At 63.6% G+C, this 15969-nt stretch carries 17 protein-coding genes and 3 tRNA genes; 5 read left to right on the top strand and 15 right to left on the bottom strand.

Annotated features, from left to right (window positions below; genetic code table 11):
• The first annotated feature begins 5 nt into the window (after positions 1-5).
• Positions 6-455 carry an ASCH domain-containing protein gene (locus tag CXR25_RS13305; RefSeq protein ID WP_009885145.1) on the top strand — a complete coding sequence of 150 codons (450 nt, stop codon included), beginning with the start codon at positions 6-8 and terminating at the stop codon, positions 453-455.
• Between the two features lie 34 nt (positions 456-489).
• Positions 490-1122: a maleylpyruvate isomerase family mycothiol-dependent enzyme gene (locus CXR25_RS13300; RefSeq protein WP_125178254.1), complete on the top strand. Its 633-nt coding sequence runs from the start codon at positions 490-492 to the stop codon at positions 1120-1122.
• A 33-nt stretch (positions 1123-1155) separates the two neighbouring features.
• Here the strand turns inward: CXR25_RS13300 and CXR25_RS13295 are convergent, their stop codons facing one another.
• From CXR25_RS13295 to CXR25_RS13260, 8 genes are all read right to left on the bottom strand, one after another.
• Positions 1156-1620 carry a GNAT family N-acetyltransferase gene (locus tag CXR25_RS13295; RefSeq protein WP_125178253.1) on the bottom strand — a complete coding sequence of 155 codons (465 nt, stop codon included), beginning with the start codon at positions 1618-1620 and terminating at the stop codon, positions 1156-1158.
• Between the two features lie 133 nt (positions 1621-1753).
• Positions 1754-1836: transfer RNA gene (locus CXR25_RS13290), tRNA-Leu, on the bottom strand.
• Between the two features lie 62 nt (positions 1837-1898).
• Entirely contained in the window at positions 1899-2372 is a 474-nt protein-coding gene (gene bcp, locus CXR25_RS13285) for a thioredoxin-dependent thiol peroxidase (protein WP_096157327.1), read from the bottom strand.
• A gap of 84 nt (positions 2373-2456) precedes the next feature.
• Positions 2457-4196 (bottom strand): acetyl/propionyl/methylcrotonyl-CoA carboxylase subunit alpha, encoded by a 1740-nt coding sequence (locus CXR25_RS13280; RefSeq protein WP_096157326.1) that lies wholly within the window; start codon positions 4194-4196, stop codon positions 2457-2459.
• A 3-nt stretch (positions 4197-4199) separates the two neighbouring features.
• Positions 4200-5846, bottom strand: coding sequence for a 5-oxoprolinase subunit B/C family protein (locus tag CXR25_RS13275; RefSeq protein ID WP_096157325.1), 1647 nt, complete (start codon positions 5844-5846; stop codon positions 4200-4202).
• Positions 5843-6631, bottom strand: coding sequence for a putative hydro-lyase (locus tag CXR25_RS13270; RefSeq protein WP_125178252.1), 789 nt, complete (start codon positions 6629-6631; stop codon positions 5843-5845). Before CXR25_RS13270 ends, CXR25_RS13275 begins: the two co-directional genes overlap by 4 nt.
• Positions 6628-7401, bottom strand: coding sequence for a LamB/YcsF family protein (locus tag CXR25_RS13265; RefSeq protein WP_125178251.1), 774 nt, complete (start codon positions 7399-7401; stop codon positions 6628-6630). Before CXR25_RS13265 ends, CXR25_RS13270 begins: the two co-directional genes overlap by 4 nt.
• A gap of 2 nt (positions 7402-7403) precedes the next feature.
• Positions 7404-8684: an NRAMP family divalent metal transporter gene (locus CXR25_RS13260; protein WP_226829695.1), complete on the bottom strand. Its 1281-nt coding sequence runs from the start codon at positions 8682-8684 to the stop codon at positions 7404-7406.
• A gap of 203 nt (positions 8685-8887) precedes the next feature.
• On the opposite strand from CXR25_RS13260, the gene CXR25_RS13255 reads away from it, so the two are divergent.
• Entirely contained in the window at positions 8888-9526 is a 639-nt protein-coding gene (locus CXR25_RS13255; RefSeq protein ID WP_009882731.1) for a GntR family transcriptional regulator, read from the top strand.
• 482 nt (positions 9527-10008) lie between these two features.
• On the opposite strand, the gene CXR25_RS13250 is transcribed toward CXR25_RS13255, so the two are convergent.
• The 7 genes from CXR25_RS13250 to CXR25_RS13225 all read right to left on the bottom strand — a co-directional run bounded on the left by CXR25_RS13250 (position 10009) and on the right by CXR25_RS13225 (position 15009).
• Positions 10009-10084: transfer RNA gene (locus CXR25_RS13250), tRNA-Lys, on the bottom strand.
• A gap of 110 nt (positions 10085-10194) precedes the next feature.
• Positions 10195-10515: a GroES family chaperonin gene (locus CXR25_RS13245; protein WP_009882710.1), complete on the bottom strand. Its 321-nt coding sequence runs from the start codon at positions 10513-10515 to the stop codon at positions 10195-10197.
• Positions 10508-10798, bottom strand: coding sequence for a DUF3618 domain-containing protein (locus CXR25_RS13240; protein ID WP_009882709.1), 291 nt, complete (start codon positions 10796-10798; stop codon positions 10508-10510). The genes CXR25_RS13245 and CXR25_RS13240 overlap by 8 nt, the downstream gene beginning before the upstream one ends.
• A gap of 93 nt (positions 10799-10891) precedes the next feature.
• Positions 10892-11146, bottom strand: a complete 255-nt coding sequence (locus CXR25_RS19225; protein ID WP_338027579.1) for a hypothetical protein — start codon at positions 11144-11146, stop codon at positions 10892-10894.
• On the bottom strand, positions 11067-11543 hold the full coding sequence (locus tag CXR25_RS13235) for a cytidine deaminase (RefSeq protein WP_096157322.1): 477 nt from the start codon (positions 11541-11543) through the stop codon (positions 11067-11069). Before CXR25_RS13235 ends, CXR25_RS19225 begins: the two co-directional genes overlap by 80 nt.
• A 54-nt stretch (positions 11544-11597) precedes the next feature.
• On the bottom strand, positions 11598-13214 hold the full coding sequence (locus CXR25_RS13230) for a hypothetical protein (RefSeq protein ID WP_096161693.1): 1617 nt from the start codon (positions 13212-13214) through the stop codon (positions 11598-11600).
• 109 nt (positions 13215-13323) lie between these two features.
• The gene (locus CXR25_RS13225; protein WP_096157320.1) at positions 13324-15009 is read right to left on the bottom strand and encodes a hypothetical protein; all 1686 of its coding nucleotides are present in this window, start codon (positions 15007-15009) and stop codon (positions 13324-13326) included.
• Between the two features lie 224 nt (positions 15010-15233).
• Between CXR25_RS13225 and CXR25_RS13220 the strand changes: the two genes are divergently transcribed.
• Both CXR25_RS13220 and CXR25_RS13215 read left to right on the top strand, forming a co-directional pair.
• A tRNA-His gene (locus CXR25_RS13220) sits at positions 15234-15306 on the top strand.
• A 193-nt stretch (positions 15307-15499) separates the two neighbouring features.
• Positions 15500-15928 (top strand): organic hydroperoxide resistance protein, encoded by a 429-nt coding sequence (locus tag CXR25_RS13215; protein WP_009882705.1) that lies wholly within the window; start codon positions 15500-15502, stop codon positions 15926-15928.
• Positions 15929-15969 lie beyond the last annotated feature (41 nt).

The following is a 15969-nucleotide window of genomic DNA, read 5'->3' as shown; positions in this document are numbered from 1 at the left end:
ATAGTATGTTGCTCGAAGACTTCTGGTCGGCCGCACGGTCCGCAGTACCGGAGCTGCCGGTGCACGCACCCCAGCCGTGGGCCTTCGGTGCGACGCCCGAGCATGCCGATGACCTCCTCGCATTGGTCCTTGACGGGACGAAGACCGGCACAGCCTCTGCGCTCTGTGACATCGAAGCCGAAGGGGAAGAAGTGCCCAGAGTCGGTGAAGTGAGCATCATCCTCGACGGCCGCGACAGTCCCCGAGCGGTCATCGAGACCACTGCCGTCGTGACTGTTGCCTTCGACGAGGTGACTGCTGAGCATGCTCACGCCGAAGGCGAAGGCGAACGGACCTTGGCGGCCTGGCGGGAGATCCACGAGAGGTTCTGGCGAGACTACAGCCAGAGCTCAGAGGGTTTCGCCTCGGATATGCTCGTAGTGTGCGAGCGGTTCCGGCTCGTGTTTCCACGGTGACCTGTAGACGCAGGTAATCGGACGGAAGGACGAAGTGTCTGAAACTGTCGATTGGTGGAGTCTCATCCATGCCGAACGTACCCGCTTGGTCAAACTGCTGGAGACGCTCGAGTCTGACCAGTGGAGCGCTGACACGCTGTGTTCTGATTGGAGTGTCGAGCAGGTCGTTGCCCATCTCAGCGCGGCGGCGAACACGGGCAGGTGGGCGTGGATTCGCAGCATCGTCGCCGCCGGATTCAACGCTGACCGGCACAATTCCCGACTCCTGGCCAGGTTCCGAGGGAGGTCGCCGGAAGAGACTCTGGGGATCTTCCGCACCTGCATCACGGCCACGATCGTACCGACGAAGGACTATCCTGCGTTCCTCGGCGAGGTCATCGTCCACTCTCAGGACATCGCCCGGCCACTCGGGCTGACTCTGACTCCCGACCCCAGCGCAGTCCTTGAGGTCGCTGGCTTCTATGCCGCGAAGGACTTCGCCGTCAACAGCAGGACCCTCGTCAAAGGGCTGACTCTCGTCGCAGACGATGCTGACTTCAGGGTCGGAAGCGGACCGGCGGTCAGAGGCAGGCTCCTGGATCTGGTGATGGCGATGGCGGGACGTCCGGACTTCGCTTCGCTGCTTGAGGGCGAAGGCGCCGAAGAACTGCGAACTCGCATGAGTTGAGGTCCGCGCACAGACGCTTGAGAAACTTCGTCCTTATGCTTCCTGCGGCTTCGCGTCGTAGGTGACCCAGTTGGTCTTCGTCGCCACCTTGTCATAGAGCACCTGAGCTTGAGCATTGTCGTCGGCAGTGATCCAGCGGACGACCGAACGCCCTTCGTCCGCGGCGATCTCCTGAAGACGGGCGATGAGCGCACGTCCGGATCCTGTTCCGCGGGCCTGAGGATCGGTGAAGAGGTCATCGAGCCAGAGACCGACCGTGCCGGTCGACGGACGCGAGAATCTCCGGAAGTCCGCGATTGCGACGATGCGGCCATCCGCCTCGGCGACCAGGCCTTGGCATTCGTGTGCTGTATCCATGAGCCAGCCCCACACCCGGGAGACGATGTCCTCGGATTCCGGCAGGTGATAGAACTCGCGGTAGCCGCGGAAGAGCTCACGCCAGCGAGCCTCGTCTGCCGAGTCAACAGGGCGAACGGAAGTGGTCGACGAATCTGCCATGACTGTCCGGGCCTTTCCTTATAGTTCTGCGGGGTGACATGTGAGCGCCGCAAGGCGACATGTACTGCAAGAGTATGTGAAAAAGCCCCTGGCCGGGAGGATATTTCCCGAACCAGAGGCCGTTCTCCGCTCTGTACGCGAGGGGGACTTGAACCCCCACGTCCGCAGACACTGGAACCTAAATCCAGCGCGTCTACCAATTCCGCCACTCGCGCGCGACGTCCTCAAGATTAGCAGGACGAGGGCGCGATGCTGAAACGATCAGATAACGCAGCCGGTCAGGCGGCGTCGATGCCCAAGGCCTTGCGCACACGAGCCACATGACCGGTGGCCTTGACGTTGTACTGTGCCAGTTCAACGGCGCCCTCAGCATCGATGACGAGCGTCGAGCGGATGACGCCCTGGACGACCTTGCCGTAGTTCTTCTTCTCCCCGAAGGCGCCCCACTCTTCCATCATGGACTTGTCGGGGTCGGAGAGAAGGTCGAAGTTCAGCCCCTCCTTCTCCGCGAACTTCTTCAGCTTCTCCGGCTTGTCCGGCGAGATGCCCAGAACAACCAGTCCGGCAGCAGACAGCGCCGAAAGCGAATCACGGAAGTCGCAGGCCTCGGTCGTGCAGCCGGGAGTCATTGCGGCAGGGTAGAAGTAGACGACTACCCGCTGCCCCTTGAACTCGCTGAGGGTCACGGACTTCCCGTCCTGATTGCTCAGAGTGAAATCCGGGGCGGTGTCGCCGACTGACAGACGTGGCATAATGTCTCCTCTTCTCGTTCGGAACTTCTCAGAAGTTCTCAGTTCAGTGTCCACTCTAGTCCGAGACCCCGACACGGTTCAGCCTCACTCGATTCGAGCGAAGACCTCGCCGACGGCCACCATGTCACCGACCTTCGAGAGCTGCTTGAGTCTTCCGGCGCTGGGCGCCTGGACTCGGGTCTCCATCTTCATCGCCGACAGCACAGCGACATCGTCACCCTCGGCCACCTCGGCGCCGTCGGCGACGAGATAATCGACGAGGTTGCCGGGCACCGGAGCACTGACACCACCGGTCTCCGCGGCGCCACCATCAGAGCCAGTTCCACCATCACCAGCACCGGCAGCCCCGCCACCGGCGCTGCCCAATGCGGCCAGCAGTGCACTCGGCAGCCCGAGGCTGGAGAGTTTGCCGTCGATTTCGATGTTCACACGCGTCAGCGAGGACTCGGACGCCGGTGCCGGCCGAGGCTGTGTCGTCATGCGGGGGAGGAGCTCGGACTCGATCCACTGCGTGTGGATTCCCAGCTCATCAGCGGTGAACGCGGGATCCGTCAGGATCTCCAGGGAGCATGGAAGCACGGTCGCCGGGCCCTCGACGTGGAGTTCCTTCGCCGCGGTCACGGTGCGTGCGATCGCGGAGGCACGGTCGGGGCCTTGGACGATGAGCTTGGCGAACAGCGAATCGAAGGCCGGCTGCACCATGTCACCGGCCCGGACTCCCGCATCCCAGCGCACACCGGGACCACCCGGGGCGTTGAGCACATCGATGCGGCCCGGAGTCGGCAGGAAACCACGCCCGGGGTCCTCGGCGTTGATGCGCAGCTCGATGGCATGCCCCCGCGGCTCAGGTGTCGACGACAGCGACAGCCCCTGACCGAAGGCGATGCGGAACTGCTCGGCGACGAGATCGACTCCGGAGACCGCCTCGGTGACGGGGTGTTCGACCTGGAGTCGGGTGTTGACCTCGAGGAAGGTCATCGTGGAGTCGGCGGCGAGGAGGAACTCGACGGTGCCCGCACCTCTATAGTTCACCTCGGCGCAGGTGGCTTCAGCCGAACGGTGCAGACGCTCACGCTGATCGGCGCTGAGGCCGGGCGCGGGTGCCTCTTCGATGAGTTTCTGGTTGCGGCGCTGGGCCGAGCAGTCGCGGTCGCCGACGGCCACGACGCGTCCCTGACCGTCGCCGACGATCTGGACCTCGACATGGCGGGGGCGTTCGAGGAACTTCTCGACGAAGCATTCGGAGCGTCCGAAGGCCTCCACAGCTTCACGGGTGGCCGATTCGAAGGCTCCGGCAACCTCGGCGAGGTCGTGGACGATCTTCATACCGCGCCCGCCTCCACCGTGGGCTGCCTTGATGATGATCGGCAGGCCGTGTTCGGCTGCGAAGGCCTCAACCTCGCCGGCGTCCTTGAGCGGCCGGTCGATGCCCGGGGCCAGCGGGGCGCCGACCTTCTGCGCCAGTTGGCGAGCGGTGACCTTGTCGCCGAGTGCCGTGATGGTGTCCGCAGTGGGCCCGATCCAGATGAGGCCGGCATCTTCGACTGCGGCGGCGAAGTCGGCGTTCTCGGACAGGAAGCCATAGCCGGGGTGGACGGCGTCGGCCCCGGACTGCTTGGCCGCTGCGATGATCGCATCGATGTTGAGGTAGGTGTCGGCCGCATTGGTGCCCGGCAGGGAGTAGGCCTCATCGGCCAGCTGCGTGTGCATGGCTTCGAGGTCTTGGTCGGCGTAGACGGCGACCGAGGTGTGGCCGTAGTGGGCGCAGGCGCGGATGACGCGGACGGCGATTTCGCCGCGGTTGGCAACGAGGATCTTCGGCATGATTCAGTGTCCGTTCTGCGGTGAATGGCGGGTGTGGTCTGTGGTGGTGGCATCGTCGGCCACCGGGGAGGTCTCGGTCACGAAGCGGATCATGACGCCGGGTGCCAGCTGTGCCGCGAGGTCTGTGTCATCGACGCTGGCGATGATCGGGTAGCCGCCGGTCAGCGGATGGTCGGGACCGAAGAGCACCGGCTGACCGTTGGGTGGGACCTGCAGTGCCCCGGTCACAGCACCCTCGCTGGGCAGCTCCCCGGTGCGGGCTCGTTCGAGGGGGATCTCACCGGCCAGTCTGAGTCCGACCCGATCGGATTCGTGGGTGACCGTCCAGACCTGTCCCAGCAGGGTCTGCAGGCCAGTGGAGGTGAACCAGTCATCGCGGGGTCCCAGGGTCACCGACAGCTCGATCGTCTCTCCAAGTGCGGGCAGGCGCCGCTGACCGTCTGCGCTGCGGATGGGATCGACGAGGTGGGGCGCCGACTCCGGTCGCCCCAAGCTGATCGTGGTGCCCGGCTCCAAATGCGCAGGGCCGAGACCGGCAAGAGTATCGGCCGAGGCGCTGCCCAGGGCAGTCTCCGCTTCGATGCCGCCGCGGAAGGCGATATAGGCACGGGTCCCGCGCTCGGTGCTGCCGAGTTCGAGTTCGTCTCCGTCGTCGAGTGAGAAGGCCTCGCCGAGGTGGTGCTGGAACACGGCACCGTCGGCAGAGGTCACGGTGATCGTTGCCCTCGCCCCGGTCACCGCGGCCACACCGTTACCGGTGAGGGCCAGCCTCACCCCGCCGCCGAAGCTCTCCAGCCCGGCCGCGGACTCGGCGTTGCCGACGAGACGGTTGGCAGTCTGCAGTGCACCGCGGTCGGCGGCACCTGCGCTCGAGACGCCCATGGCCGCGAAGCCGGGACGGCCGAGGTCCTGGACGAGCAGCTGCAGTCCGGGACGGATGACCGTGCAGGAATGCGCCGAGGCGGCCGCGCCCGGCTGCGAAGACACGGCAGATTCCGCGCTCGCCTCAGCGACCGTGACCGACTCCCGCTCTGCTTCCCGGAACTTCACTGTCGTTCCGGGCACAAACAGGGCAGGGGGTTCCCGGTCGAGGTCCCACAGTGTGGCATCGGTGCGGCCGATGAGCTGCCAGCCGCCGGGGGAGGCGCGGGGGTAGACGCCGGTGAATTCCCCGGCCAGGGCCACGGCACCCACGGGCACGCGGGTGCGCGGGGAGGATCGACGGGGAACGTCGAAGATCGGGTCGTCACCGGCGAGGTAGCCGAACCCGGGGGCGAAACCGGAGAAGGCGACCTGCCAGGTGGCGCGCTGATGCCGGGTCACCACCTCGGCGGGAGACAGGGAGAGGAGATCGGCCACCTCGGCGAGATCCTCACCGTCGTAGTGGACATCGATCGTGACCTCACGGGACTCACTCGAATCCGTGCCCGTGTGTTCGAGCCCGTGGATGGCATCGGTGAGCACCGGCGCCGAGGTGCGGGTCGGGTTGAACGTGACCAGGACCGTCCGTGCGGCCGGGATCAGTTCTTCGACGCCCTCGAGCGCAGCTGATTCCAGGGCACGATGTAAGTGCATGGTGGCCGCGAGATCCGGGCATTCGACGAGAAGATGACGGCGGGAGGCAGTGTGGAATTCGAGGGTGTCGATCATTGGCGGTAGTTGCCTTCCGGCGCGTCGGTGATGAACATCCGGCCCGGTGAGTGCGTGATCGCGAACGGTGGGGCCGAGGCTTGGATGGCGACCTGGGGAGTGACTCCGCAGGCCCAGAACACGGGAATGTCGCCGTCCTCGATCATCGGTGCGTCACCGAAGTCGGGGGCTGAGAGGTCAGTGATGCCGATCTGCACGGGTTCTCCGATGTGGACGGGGCCACCGTGGACGGCGGGGAAACGGTCGGTGATGCGCACCGCCTCGGCGACCTGTCCGGCGGGAATGGGACGCATGGACACGACCATGTTCCCGCTCACGCGACCGGCGGGACTGCAGGCGATCGATGTGGAGTACATCGGCACATTGCGCCCGGCCTGCTGATGGCGGATCGGAATGCCTGCCTCCAGCAGCCCGGTCTCGAAGGTGAAGCTGCACCCGATGAGGAAGGACACGAGGTCAGGGTGCTGTGCCCAGGCCGCGGTGGCGTCATCGACCTCGTCGACGAGTTCACCGTTCTCCCACAGACGGTAGCGGGGAATGTCGGTGCGCAGATCGCTGCCCGACGCCAGCGCGGATTCGACCTGCCCGGGCTCGAGGACATCGATGACCGGACACGGCTTCGGGTTGCGCTGGGCGAAGAGGAGCATGTCGAAGGCCCAGTCGGCAGGCACCGCGATGAGGTTGGCCTGGACCAGGCCGGGGGCCAGGCCCGAAGTGGGGTCCGTGGCACCGGCCCGAATACGCTCGCGGGCCTCCGCCCCGGCTGCAGCGTCGAACTGACTCATCGACCGGCACCGGCGAAGGCAGCGATCCTCACGTCCGAGGATTCGAGGAGCTCACGCGCAGCACGGGCCATGTCGATCGAACCCTGACTGTCGCCGTGGAAGCAGATCGACTGGGCGTCGACATCGACGAGGCTGCCGTCGATGGCCTCGACCTGCCCAGTCTGGACGAGTCTGAGCACGCGTGCGGCCACGGCTTGCGGGTCATGCAGCACTGCATTGGGTTCTGTGCGAGCGACCAGCGAACCGTCGGGGTTGTAGGAGCGATCGGCGAAGGCCTCGGCCGCAACCTTCAACCCCGCCTCGGCGGCGACGCGGTTGGCCACGCTGCCGGCCAGACCGAGGAAGACCAGGGAGGAGTCGACGGCCTTGACCGCGTCGACGACGACCTTGGCCTGCGCCTCGTCACGGACAATGGCGTTGTAGAGGCCGCCATGGGGTTTGACATAGGCGACCGAGCCGCCGACGGCTGCGGTCAGACCCAGGAGGGCACCGATCTGGTATTCGACCTGAGCCTGCAGGGTGGCTGCAGGAACGTCGAGGGGGCGGCGCCCGAAGCCTTCGTAGTCGTCGTAGCCGGGGTGTGCCCCGATGACGACTCCGCCCTGCGTCGCCGCTGCCAGAGTCGTCCGGATGCCCTCAGGGCTGCCGGCGTGGAACCCGCAGGAGACGTTGGCGCTGGAGACCAGGCCCAACATGGCCGAATCGTCGCTGACGACGCGGTCGGGAACGTTCTCCCCGAGGTCCGAGTTGAGGTCGATGGCAGATGTCATTGTCACCCTCCGATTCCGATCATTGCGAAGATGGGGCCGACCGATCCGACGGCCGTGTACCACATCACCAGTGTTGCCGCGGTGCCGATGATGAGCAACCACCTGGGGTACTTGTCGACCCGCAGCAGGCGTGGCCTGAACCAGCCGATGTACATGAAGATCGTCAGGCCGATCGGCAGGATGAGTCCGTTGAATCCGCCGACGAAGACGAGCAGGGTCGCCGGTGCTGTTCCGACGATGAGGTAGATGATGAGGGAGACGGTGATGAACGCGACCGTGGCCAGCTGCAGCGGCCATCCCTTGCCGAGGCGCTTGGAGAACGCGGACAGGAATGTCGCCGAGGTGTAGGCCGCCCCGATCACCGAGGACAGTGCCGCAGCCCAGAAGATGGCACCGAAGATGCGCATTCCGGCATCGCCGAGGACGGCTGCGAACGCCTGACCGGCAGGGTTGGCGGCCTGACCGCTGAGGTCGAGGGCGACTCCCGAGGCCACGACGCCGAGGATGGCCAGAAACAGGATGTAGCGCATGACGCCGGTGACGAGGATGCCTGTGAGCGCCGAGCGCATCACTGAGGGAGCATGCTCCGGTCCGGTCTTGCCCGAGTCGAGGTAGCGGTGGGCTCCCGAGTAGGTGATGTAGCCGCCGACGCTGCCGCCGACGATGGTCGTGATGGTGGCGAAGTTGATGGTGTCGGGCAGGAAGCTCTGCTTGATCGCTTCGCCGACCGGTGGGTCGGAGGCGATCGCGACGATGACGGTGAGGATGATCATTCCGACGCCGAGGACCATGACGACGGTGTCGACGACCTTGCCTGCGCGTTTGAACAGGAAGATGCCGATGGCCAGCACACCGGTGAGCAGACCACCGAGCTTCGGGTCGACGCCGAGGAGGGCGTTGAGTCCCAGCCCGCCGCCGGCGATGTTGCCGATGTTGAAGGCCAGACCGCCGATGACGATGAGGATCGACAGGAGGATGCCCGTGCCCGGGATGGCGCTCGAGGCGAGCTGGGCGGCTCGCTTGCCCGAGGACGTGATCATGCGCCACACATTGAGCTGGATGGCGATGTCGATGAGGATCGAGATGAAGATGGCGAAGGCGAAGGCTGCGCCCATCTGGGCGGTGAAGGTCGCCGTCTGTGTGATGAATCCCGGGCCGATCGCCGAGGTGGCCATGAGGAAGATCGCGCCGAGGATCGCGCTGCGGCTGACCTTGACCGAGGACTTCGCTGTCTGGTCATCGGGCACCTGATCGTGCGGCGTCTGTTCTTGTGGCTGTGACATGGGGTCTCCAAGTTGCCTGGAATGTGGTCTGCATCCCGATGCGATAGGGGGCCAGCCGCGGTGGTGGTCCGCATCACTATCGGAGAAGCGTTAGACAATCTAGCATGGATTGTTCAACAAGAATAGATCTGAGTCACAATGCAGTTCTGGAATTGTCCTCACGATTCTGGGCCATATGTTGCCCCGATCACTAGGATGGAACCGTGAATCACGAATCGTCCCTGGTCAATCAGCTCACCGACCGCCTCATCGCCGGCGAGCTGCCGCCCGGCGTCCGCCTGTCCGAAGCCGCTCTGGCAAAGGAGTTCGACGTCTCCCGCAACACGCTGCGCGAAGCCTTCCGCGTGCTGGGGGAGCAGGGCCTGGTCAATCACATCCCGCACCGCGGAGTCTCGGTGGCCTCGCCGAACACCTCTGACGTCATCGACATCTACCGGGTGCGGCGCCACATCGAATGCTCGGTGCTGGAGAACGCTCCGAAGAACCATCCGGGCGCCGAGGAGATGCGCCGGGCCGTGGAAGCCGCACAGACTGCCGCGGCCGCCGATGACTGGCTGCAGGTGGGAACACTGAATATGTCCTTCCACAATGCCGTGGTCTCACTCTCGGACAGCTCCCGGCTGATGCGCTCGTTCGGCAATGTCCTAGCCGAACTGCGTCTGGCCTTCCTCAAGGTCGAGGTCCTCGACTTCCTCCATGCGCCGTTCGTCGAGCGCAACCAAGAGGTCCTCGATGCCTATCTGCATGAGACCCCGAGAGAAGCGGCCGCTAAACTCGGCGCCTACCTCGGCGATTCCGAACGTCAGGTCCTCGGCGCCTACGCCCGCGCCGGTCAGGACTGAGCACCATGTTCTGAACCTGATGTTCTCAGCACAGTGCCCGCTGAGGCCCGACTGCTAGACTCATAGAGACGTGTTTGTGCAAATTGCATACGCCCATGTCGGCCCAGGCCTGCATGTCTATCGGCAGATCAGACAGTGGTCGGTCTGCAAGGAGTGCGCAATGAAGTATGCACCATATCTCTGTCCCGACTGCTACGGCCGTCTCATTGACACCGCCGCTGCTGCGGAACCCGGTGACGGAGTGAATCTCAACCCCATGCTCGAGTGCGCAGACGGCTGCGGCGTTTCGGAGAATGCACTCAAGCCCTATAGGATCCGGATGAACGGCAGATCCCGCAGAGCAACGAGGACACCAGTCCGATCTGCGGCCAAGGCACCGGTTCGACGCCAACACTAGCCAGCTGACACCGACCCTGGTGCCAGCTACGGAAGACAAACAAGAAACCGTCGTTCGGATGATCCGAACGGCGGTTTCTTTGCTGTGGTGCACCCCCCGGGACTTGAACCCGGAACCCACTGATTAAGAGTCAGTTGCTCTACCAATTGAGCTAGAGGTGCGAGCTGCGCTTGCCGCGCAACGAGAATTAATATTACTCAGGTTGCCAGGGTTCTTGCAAACTGAGAACCGCTCATTTGAGGTTTTGTGAGGTAGCTCGCATCCCTGCACGTCAGAGGTACATCCCGGATCTCGATTGTTCCGGTGGTTCCGAGATCGCGTGGACGTCGCGCTCACGCAGGAGCACATACGCGCTCCCCTCGAGCTCCACCTCGGCGAGTTCCTCAGGGTCATAGAGGACTGTATCGCCAAGGTTGGCCTGCCTCACGTGTGGGCCGGCCGCGACGACCTTGCCCCACACGAGACGTTTCCCCATGCTTGCGGTTGCCGGGATCACGATCCCGGCCGAGGATTTGCGCTCCCCGGCCTCCTCGCCCGGATCCACCAGGATCCGGTCGTGCAGCATGCGGATGGGCAGAGCGGACTCAGCCACGCTTGCTGCGGCCGGAGACACCCACGATCAGTGCGGCCACGCCGAGGACGACTCCGACGCCGAGTGCAACCGCCTCGGGCTTGACCGAGCCGCTCTCCTCTTCAACGACGGAGTACTTCGCCTTGTTAGCGGCGCGAGTCGCGAGGACCTTCGGGTGGACACGGCCCACAAGTTCATCGATGTTGTCCGCGATGCGCTCTTCGCGCAGGCGAATCGATTCCGCCAGCTGGCTGGGTGACGCTGAGTCGACGGTCACATCTGAGGTGTAGACATTGTCAGTCATCGGGGCAGGTCCTCCGGGTCGAGAATACGTTCATGCACGTGACGGGGTGCCACGGTGCTTCGTGTCAAGCTTAACCGCTTGATTCTCTCAGTGTCAGATATTGGGTGCGGAGAGCCGAAAAGTCACGACATCGACGTCCGCGTCTTCAGGCATGGTCGGATAGTGGTCGCGCAGATTGGTCACATATCCCTCGATGCTCGACCCAGCCTGCAACTGCAGAATCTGCGGTGTCAGCTCGCTGAGGCGATGGGTGTTCACCGAGGTGATGTCAACGGGCAGCGGCCCGTGCTCGGTATGTTCGAAATAGGCCAAAGCAGGGCCTGGCGAGTGGGATTCCTGCCACCGCACGGTCAGGTTCTTCCTCCCCGAGGTGGTCGCCTCGTAATAGCGAGGGTGAGCTGGCAGGCCCAGCAGCGCCCGATCTGGGGACTGCGACGAGTGCGTCGGGGTGCAGGTCGAGGATTACCTGACGGCAGCGTCCGCAGGGGGATAGGAGACCCCGACCGCCATCTCCGGCCGCTGCGATCGTGACCAGCGGACCTGCTCCGGCGGCTGCCGCATTGCCGATGGCGACGAGCTCAGCGCAGGGCCCGCCGGTGAAGTGGTGGACGTTGACGCCGGTGTGGATGCGACCATAGGTGTCCATGACGGCGGCTGCCACCGTGTGATTCTCATCGGCTCCGAGTGTGGCTGCCAGAGATTCGGCGACGTCGATCACCTCGAGTTCTGAGTCGTAGAGGTCCATGCTGTGATCTTAGAACAGCATGGACCTGTGAGGTGGGCTCAGTTCTGAGGCGGGTCAGTTCTGCTTATTGCGTCGGCTGACGATCCAGATGATGAAGCCGACGGCGGCCATACCTGAGGCTGCGAGGATGAAGATCGGCCACGAACTCGCAATAGTTGACACAATCGACTCACCGAACGAGGTCGATGGTGGTTTGTCGCTGCGAGGCTTGGGAGTTTCGCCTCCGGTGATGAGGTCCTTGTCATCATCCGGCACTGGAGTGTCAGGGTTCTGCGGGACGGGATCCGAGTAGTCCGGAGGTGGGGAGTCGCCGTTTCCGGGCAGCCAATCGTCGCCGACATCTCCAGGAATCTCATCGCGTGTGTCCGAGGAACCGTTGCCGGTCGCAGGGTCTGGGGTGGAGTCATCGCCGACTGGCCCGCCATCGCTATCGCTGGAGGTTGTTCCGGAGCCGTCTTTGTCCGCGGAGCCTTTGTCGTCCTTGCTGTCCTTGCCGCCGTCCTTGTCCGAGCTGCCTTTGTCATCGGAGCTGCCGGAATCGGAGCCGTCGGATATTGATGAGGAGTTCGAATCAGAATTCTGCTTGGACGAATCGGCGTCTGACGATGACGAGGTGTCGGATTCCTTGGAATCAGCTTTCGCAGAGTCTGAGGATTCGGAGTCGGAGGAAGTGTCGGACGAGGACTTGCTCTCCGAATCCGATGCGGTGTTGGAATCCGAGTTGTCGCCGGCAGAGGTGTCGACGTCGGTGCCGTCGGTGCCCGACTCCGAATCGGTGGAGGCGCTCAGATCTGCGTCATTGGATGAGTCCTTCGCACCACTGTCGGCACCGTCATCGGTGCCCTCAGCATCGTTGGAGTTATCTGAACTCGCTTCGCTTTCAGCCTCGTCGCTTGGCGGTGGGTATGGCTCGCCCTCTTCGACGGTGATGTCTGTTCCGTCTGAAGCGAATGTCCATTTGGGGCTCGGCTCATCATCGAACTCCGTGAAGACCATCTGTTCGCCTGTTTCGGCATTGAGAACGTAACCGTCCTCATCGAACGAATACTTGCCAGGTGCGTCGTCCGTTGCTTCGGGTACGGAGTTTCCACTGTCGTCGGTGGCGCTGTCTGGTTCGCTCCCATCTGCAGCAGAGTCGGAGTCATTGGCAGAAGTCGAAGAGTTCTGGGTTGGCCAGCGTTTGGCTTCGTCCTTTTCCTCCGGGCCGGCGAATTCCTTGCCCTCCCAGCTCCTGGGCATGTCGGAGACCTGCATAGTCTTCGCGGTCTGGTTCCATGTCGAGTCAATCGGCTTTTCGACCACACACGGTGCGCTGGTGTCACCACCATCACTGGGAGTGTCGCACTTGGGATCATCTGTCCCGCCGTCGTCGTCCGCATTGGCCTCGGGGGTCGCCCCTTCGTCTCCAGCGGCGTTGTCGGCATTGGAGTTCTCGGAACCGGAATCAGCCGTGACGGAGCTTGTCGCGTCGCCTGGATCCAAAGCTCTAGCACCTTCGGGAGATCCGTCAGGATCGGAAGTGGTGGTCCCCGAGCTTGATGAGCTGGTCTGGTCGGAGTCCGTGACACTCGCATTCGCAGGAGCGATTGTGCCTGTGATCGGCAGGAGCATCAGGGCAAGAGCAGTGCCGAGGGCGGCCGCCGTGCGGCTGAGCTCGTGTGTAACTGGCACTGTGTTCCTTCGCAGTGGGGGCTCCGGCATCAAACATACAAGGGGACATGACAGACAGGCACGTCGCTGTCCATCCTAATGGCTACGCCCAGGGTGAGAAAGTCAGAGTCTATTTCTCGCTCGTTTCGGACGTCTTATCGTAAGCGCGAATCGTCGAATCGGCGCCGTCGACGATGGCAGTTCCGCCGTCGTTGGTCAGCGCCAGCAGGTTGGTGTCTGTGCGGTAGGCGTGCTTGCCCGCCAGCAGGCAGGAGTCGTCGTTGTCGACGGTGCAGGGGACGATCGTGCCCCGCGGTTCAGACAAGTGGATGTCCTTGCTGGAGGTGTCCATGAGCAGCAGCCCGGATTCCAGATTGAAGAGGTACGGGCCGATGTACGCCCGCTTTCCGCCCTGCCCGCGCACCCATGACATCTCCCCGACGATGTCTGTTGTGGTGGTCACAGTCGACAGGATGGACCCGTCCTCCAAGGAGTGGACGACGAGTTGGATGCGGTGGCCGGAGTTCGTCGAGGCCCCCTGCTCACCCCACAGGGTGATCGCTTTGCCGTGGCCCGCAGAGACCCATTTGATGATCTGGAGCTCATCGGCGGGTGCCTCGAGCTTGATGGAACGTTCGTCACCGGACTTGATGTCCTTCGCCTTGACGGGACCGTTCCAGTCGGAGCTGAAGAGCTCGTCGTTCTCGATCGCCATCGGCGTCGACCCTGATTCGGGAGTCGGGACGTTCTCGAGTCCATCTGCGCCGAACGTCGACAGTCGGTTGCCCGACTTGATGAGGATGCTTTTGCCGGCCGATGTGATGCGAGCATTCTCCGGCAGCTGGTAGGACTTGGGCTTGTCCGCACCGTCGATGAGCGCCTCAGCAGTATTACCGGCCTGCCACAGCAGTGCGGGCTTGCCGTCGATCATCGTGTCGACGGCGAACGTCGGGGCTTCGCTGGTCTTTCCCGAGTAACGGGTCTTTCCTGTGCTGGAGTCGAGCACCTCGAGCTTGCCCTCGTCGACGACGAGCACACCACGATCCGAGGCTGTCACTGAGGCGTCCTTAGGGATCTTCGTCTCCCACTTCGGCGAGTTGTCGAACCCGGGGACGACGTCTTCGGTCTTGTTGACCGAGAGTTCGGAAGCGGGATTGATCTGCTTTTCGGATTCGATCGTCTGCGGCGAGTCCTGGGAACCGGCCGGGACGATGTTCGGAATGACGAAAGCCCCGATCATCAGGATCACGATGCCGATGAGCACGAGGCCGGGCACGGTGATCTTCTTCAGGCGCTGGGGCCGGCTCTGCGGGGAGTTCCTGTGCTGTGGTGCATGCTTGCGCACCCGAGTGCGCTTGACCGTCGGAGCGCTGGGGGCAGCCGGTCCCGAGAAAGGGGTGCCCAGGGGGTAGTCGTCCCCGCTGCCCGCCTCGGCGTCGGCCTTCGGCTGCTGCGGATGCGCTGCCTGCTCCTCAGCAGAGGTGATGTCCATCGCCGAGGTGGTTGCGGCCTCATCTGCCGAGGTGTCCCCGTTCGACGCAACAGGTGCCGCCGAGGAAGAAGAATCCTGAGGTGGCACGGGAGGAGGCGCCGGGGATGCTGAAGCGGCGGGGGCGATCTTGCCGGTCTCGTCGAGGAGGACGTCGACTTCCTGCTTGCCATCGTCGATGGTCACAGGCACTTGGGTCGCTGTCTCCCTGGCATAGTCGCCAAGGTAGGTCATGGCCTGTCCGGTGTCGGAGTAGCGACTCGTCGCCCCATTGAGGGTGAGATAGGTGAACCCGTCCTGAGAGACGGAGATCAGCGCACGAGCCATGTACAGGGTTCCTTGAATAAAATTGAGGGTGGGACCGTGACAATACTATTGAATACGATCGGGTGCTCCTACCGTTTTTCCGAAACCGTTATACATCTCTACTGAATCGTTGCACGTCAGGAGATCTGTGTCTCATTGTGCACCATATGGGCTGTGAGTTTGCCCGGGTGCCGGAGTGAGGTTAGGATATATCTTGCTGTCTGCGCCAAGGTGCAGCACATGTGGTGGGTATAGCTCAGCTGGTAGAGCGCCGCGTTGTGGTCGCGGATGTCGCGGGTTCAAGTCCCGTTACTCACCCCGAGCAGACAAGCCCCGGAGTCCGAGAGAAATCAAGGATTCCGGGGCTTTTCTCATCCCTGTTCCTCTTTCAGCTGATCGCAGGGTCACCCCTGGACTTCCGTCGGTGAAGTGACAATACTGGGTCGCAGGTGCCTTCTTCGTGAAGGACCACGATCTGTGACATCACGATTCGACGAACAGGAGACGTGTTATGAACACCCCAGAGAGCATTGCCTACACCGCAAAGGCCGAGATCACCGGAGGCCGTGACGGTCATGGCGCTACCGATGACAAGGCACTCGACGTCGATCTGCGCAGCCCCAAGGAAATGGGCGGGCCCGGTGGCGGAACCAACCCCGAGCAGCTCTTCGCCGTCGGCTACGGAGCCTGCTTCCAGGGCGCCATGGGCCTGGCAGGCAAGGAGCTGAAGGTCGACACCTCGAAGTCAGTCGTCAATGCCGAAGTCGGAATCGGCAAAGAAGGGGAGAGCTTCGGCATCAGCGTCAAGCTCACCGTGACCATTCCCGGCGTCGACCAGGACACCGCGCAGAAGGTCGTCGACCGCACCCACGAACTCTGCCCCTACTCGAAGGCCACTCGCGGCAACATCCCGGTCGAACTCGTCGTCCACGGCGCCTGACCGACCCACCGCACACCCAACTGAACACGACGATATGTCGG

This window comes from Brevibacterium aurantiacum, assembly GCF_003932995.1.
Lineage (GTDB): Bacteria > Actinomycetota > Actinomycetes > Actinomycetales > Brevibacteriaceae > Brevibacterium > Brevibacterium aurantiacum.
This window is presented reverse-complemented; position numbering and strand designations above follow the sequence as displayed.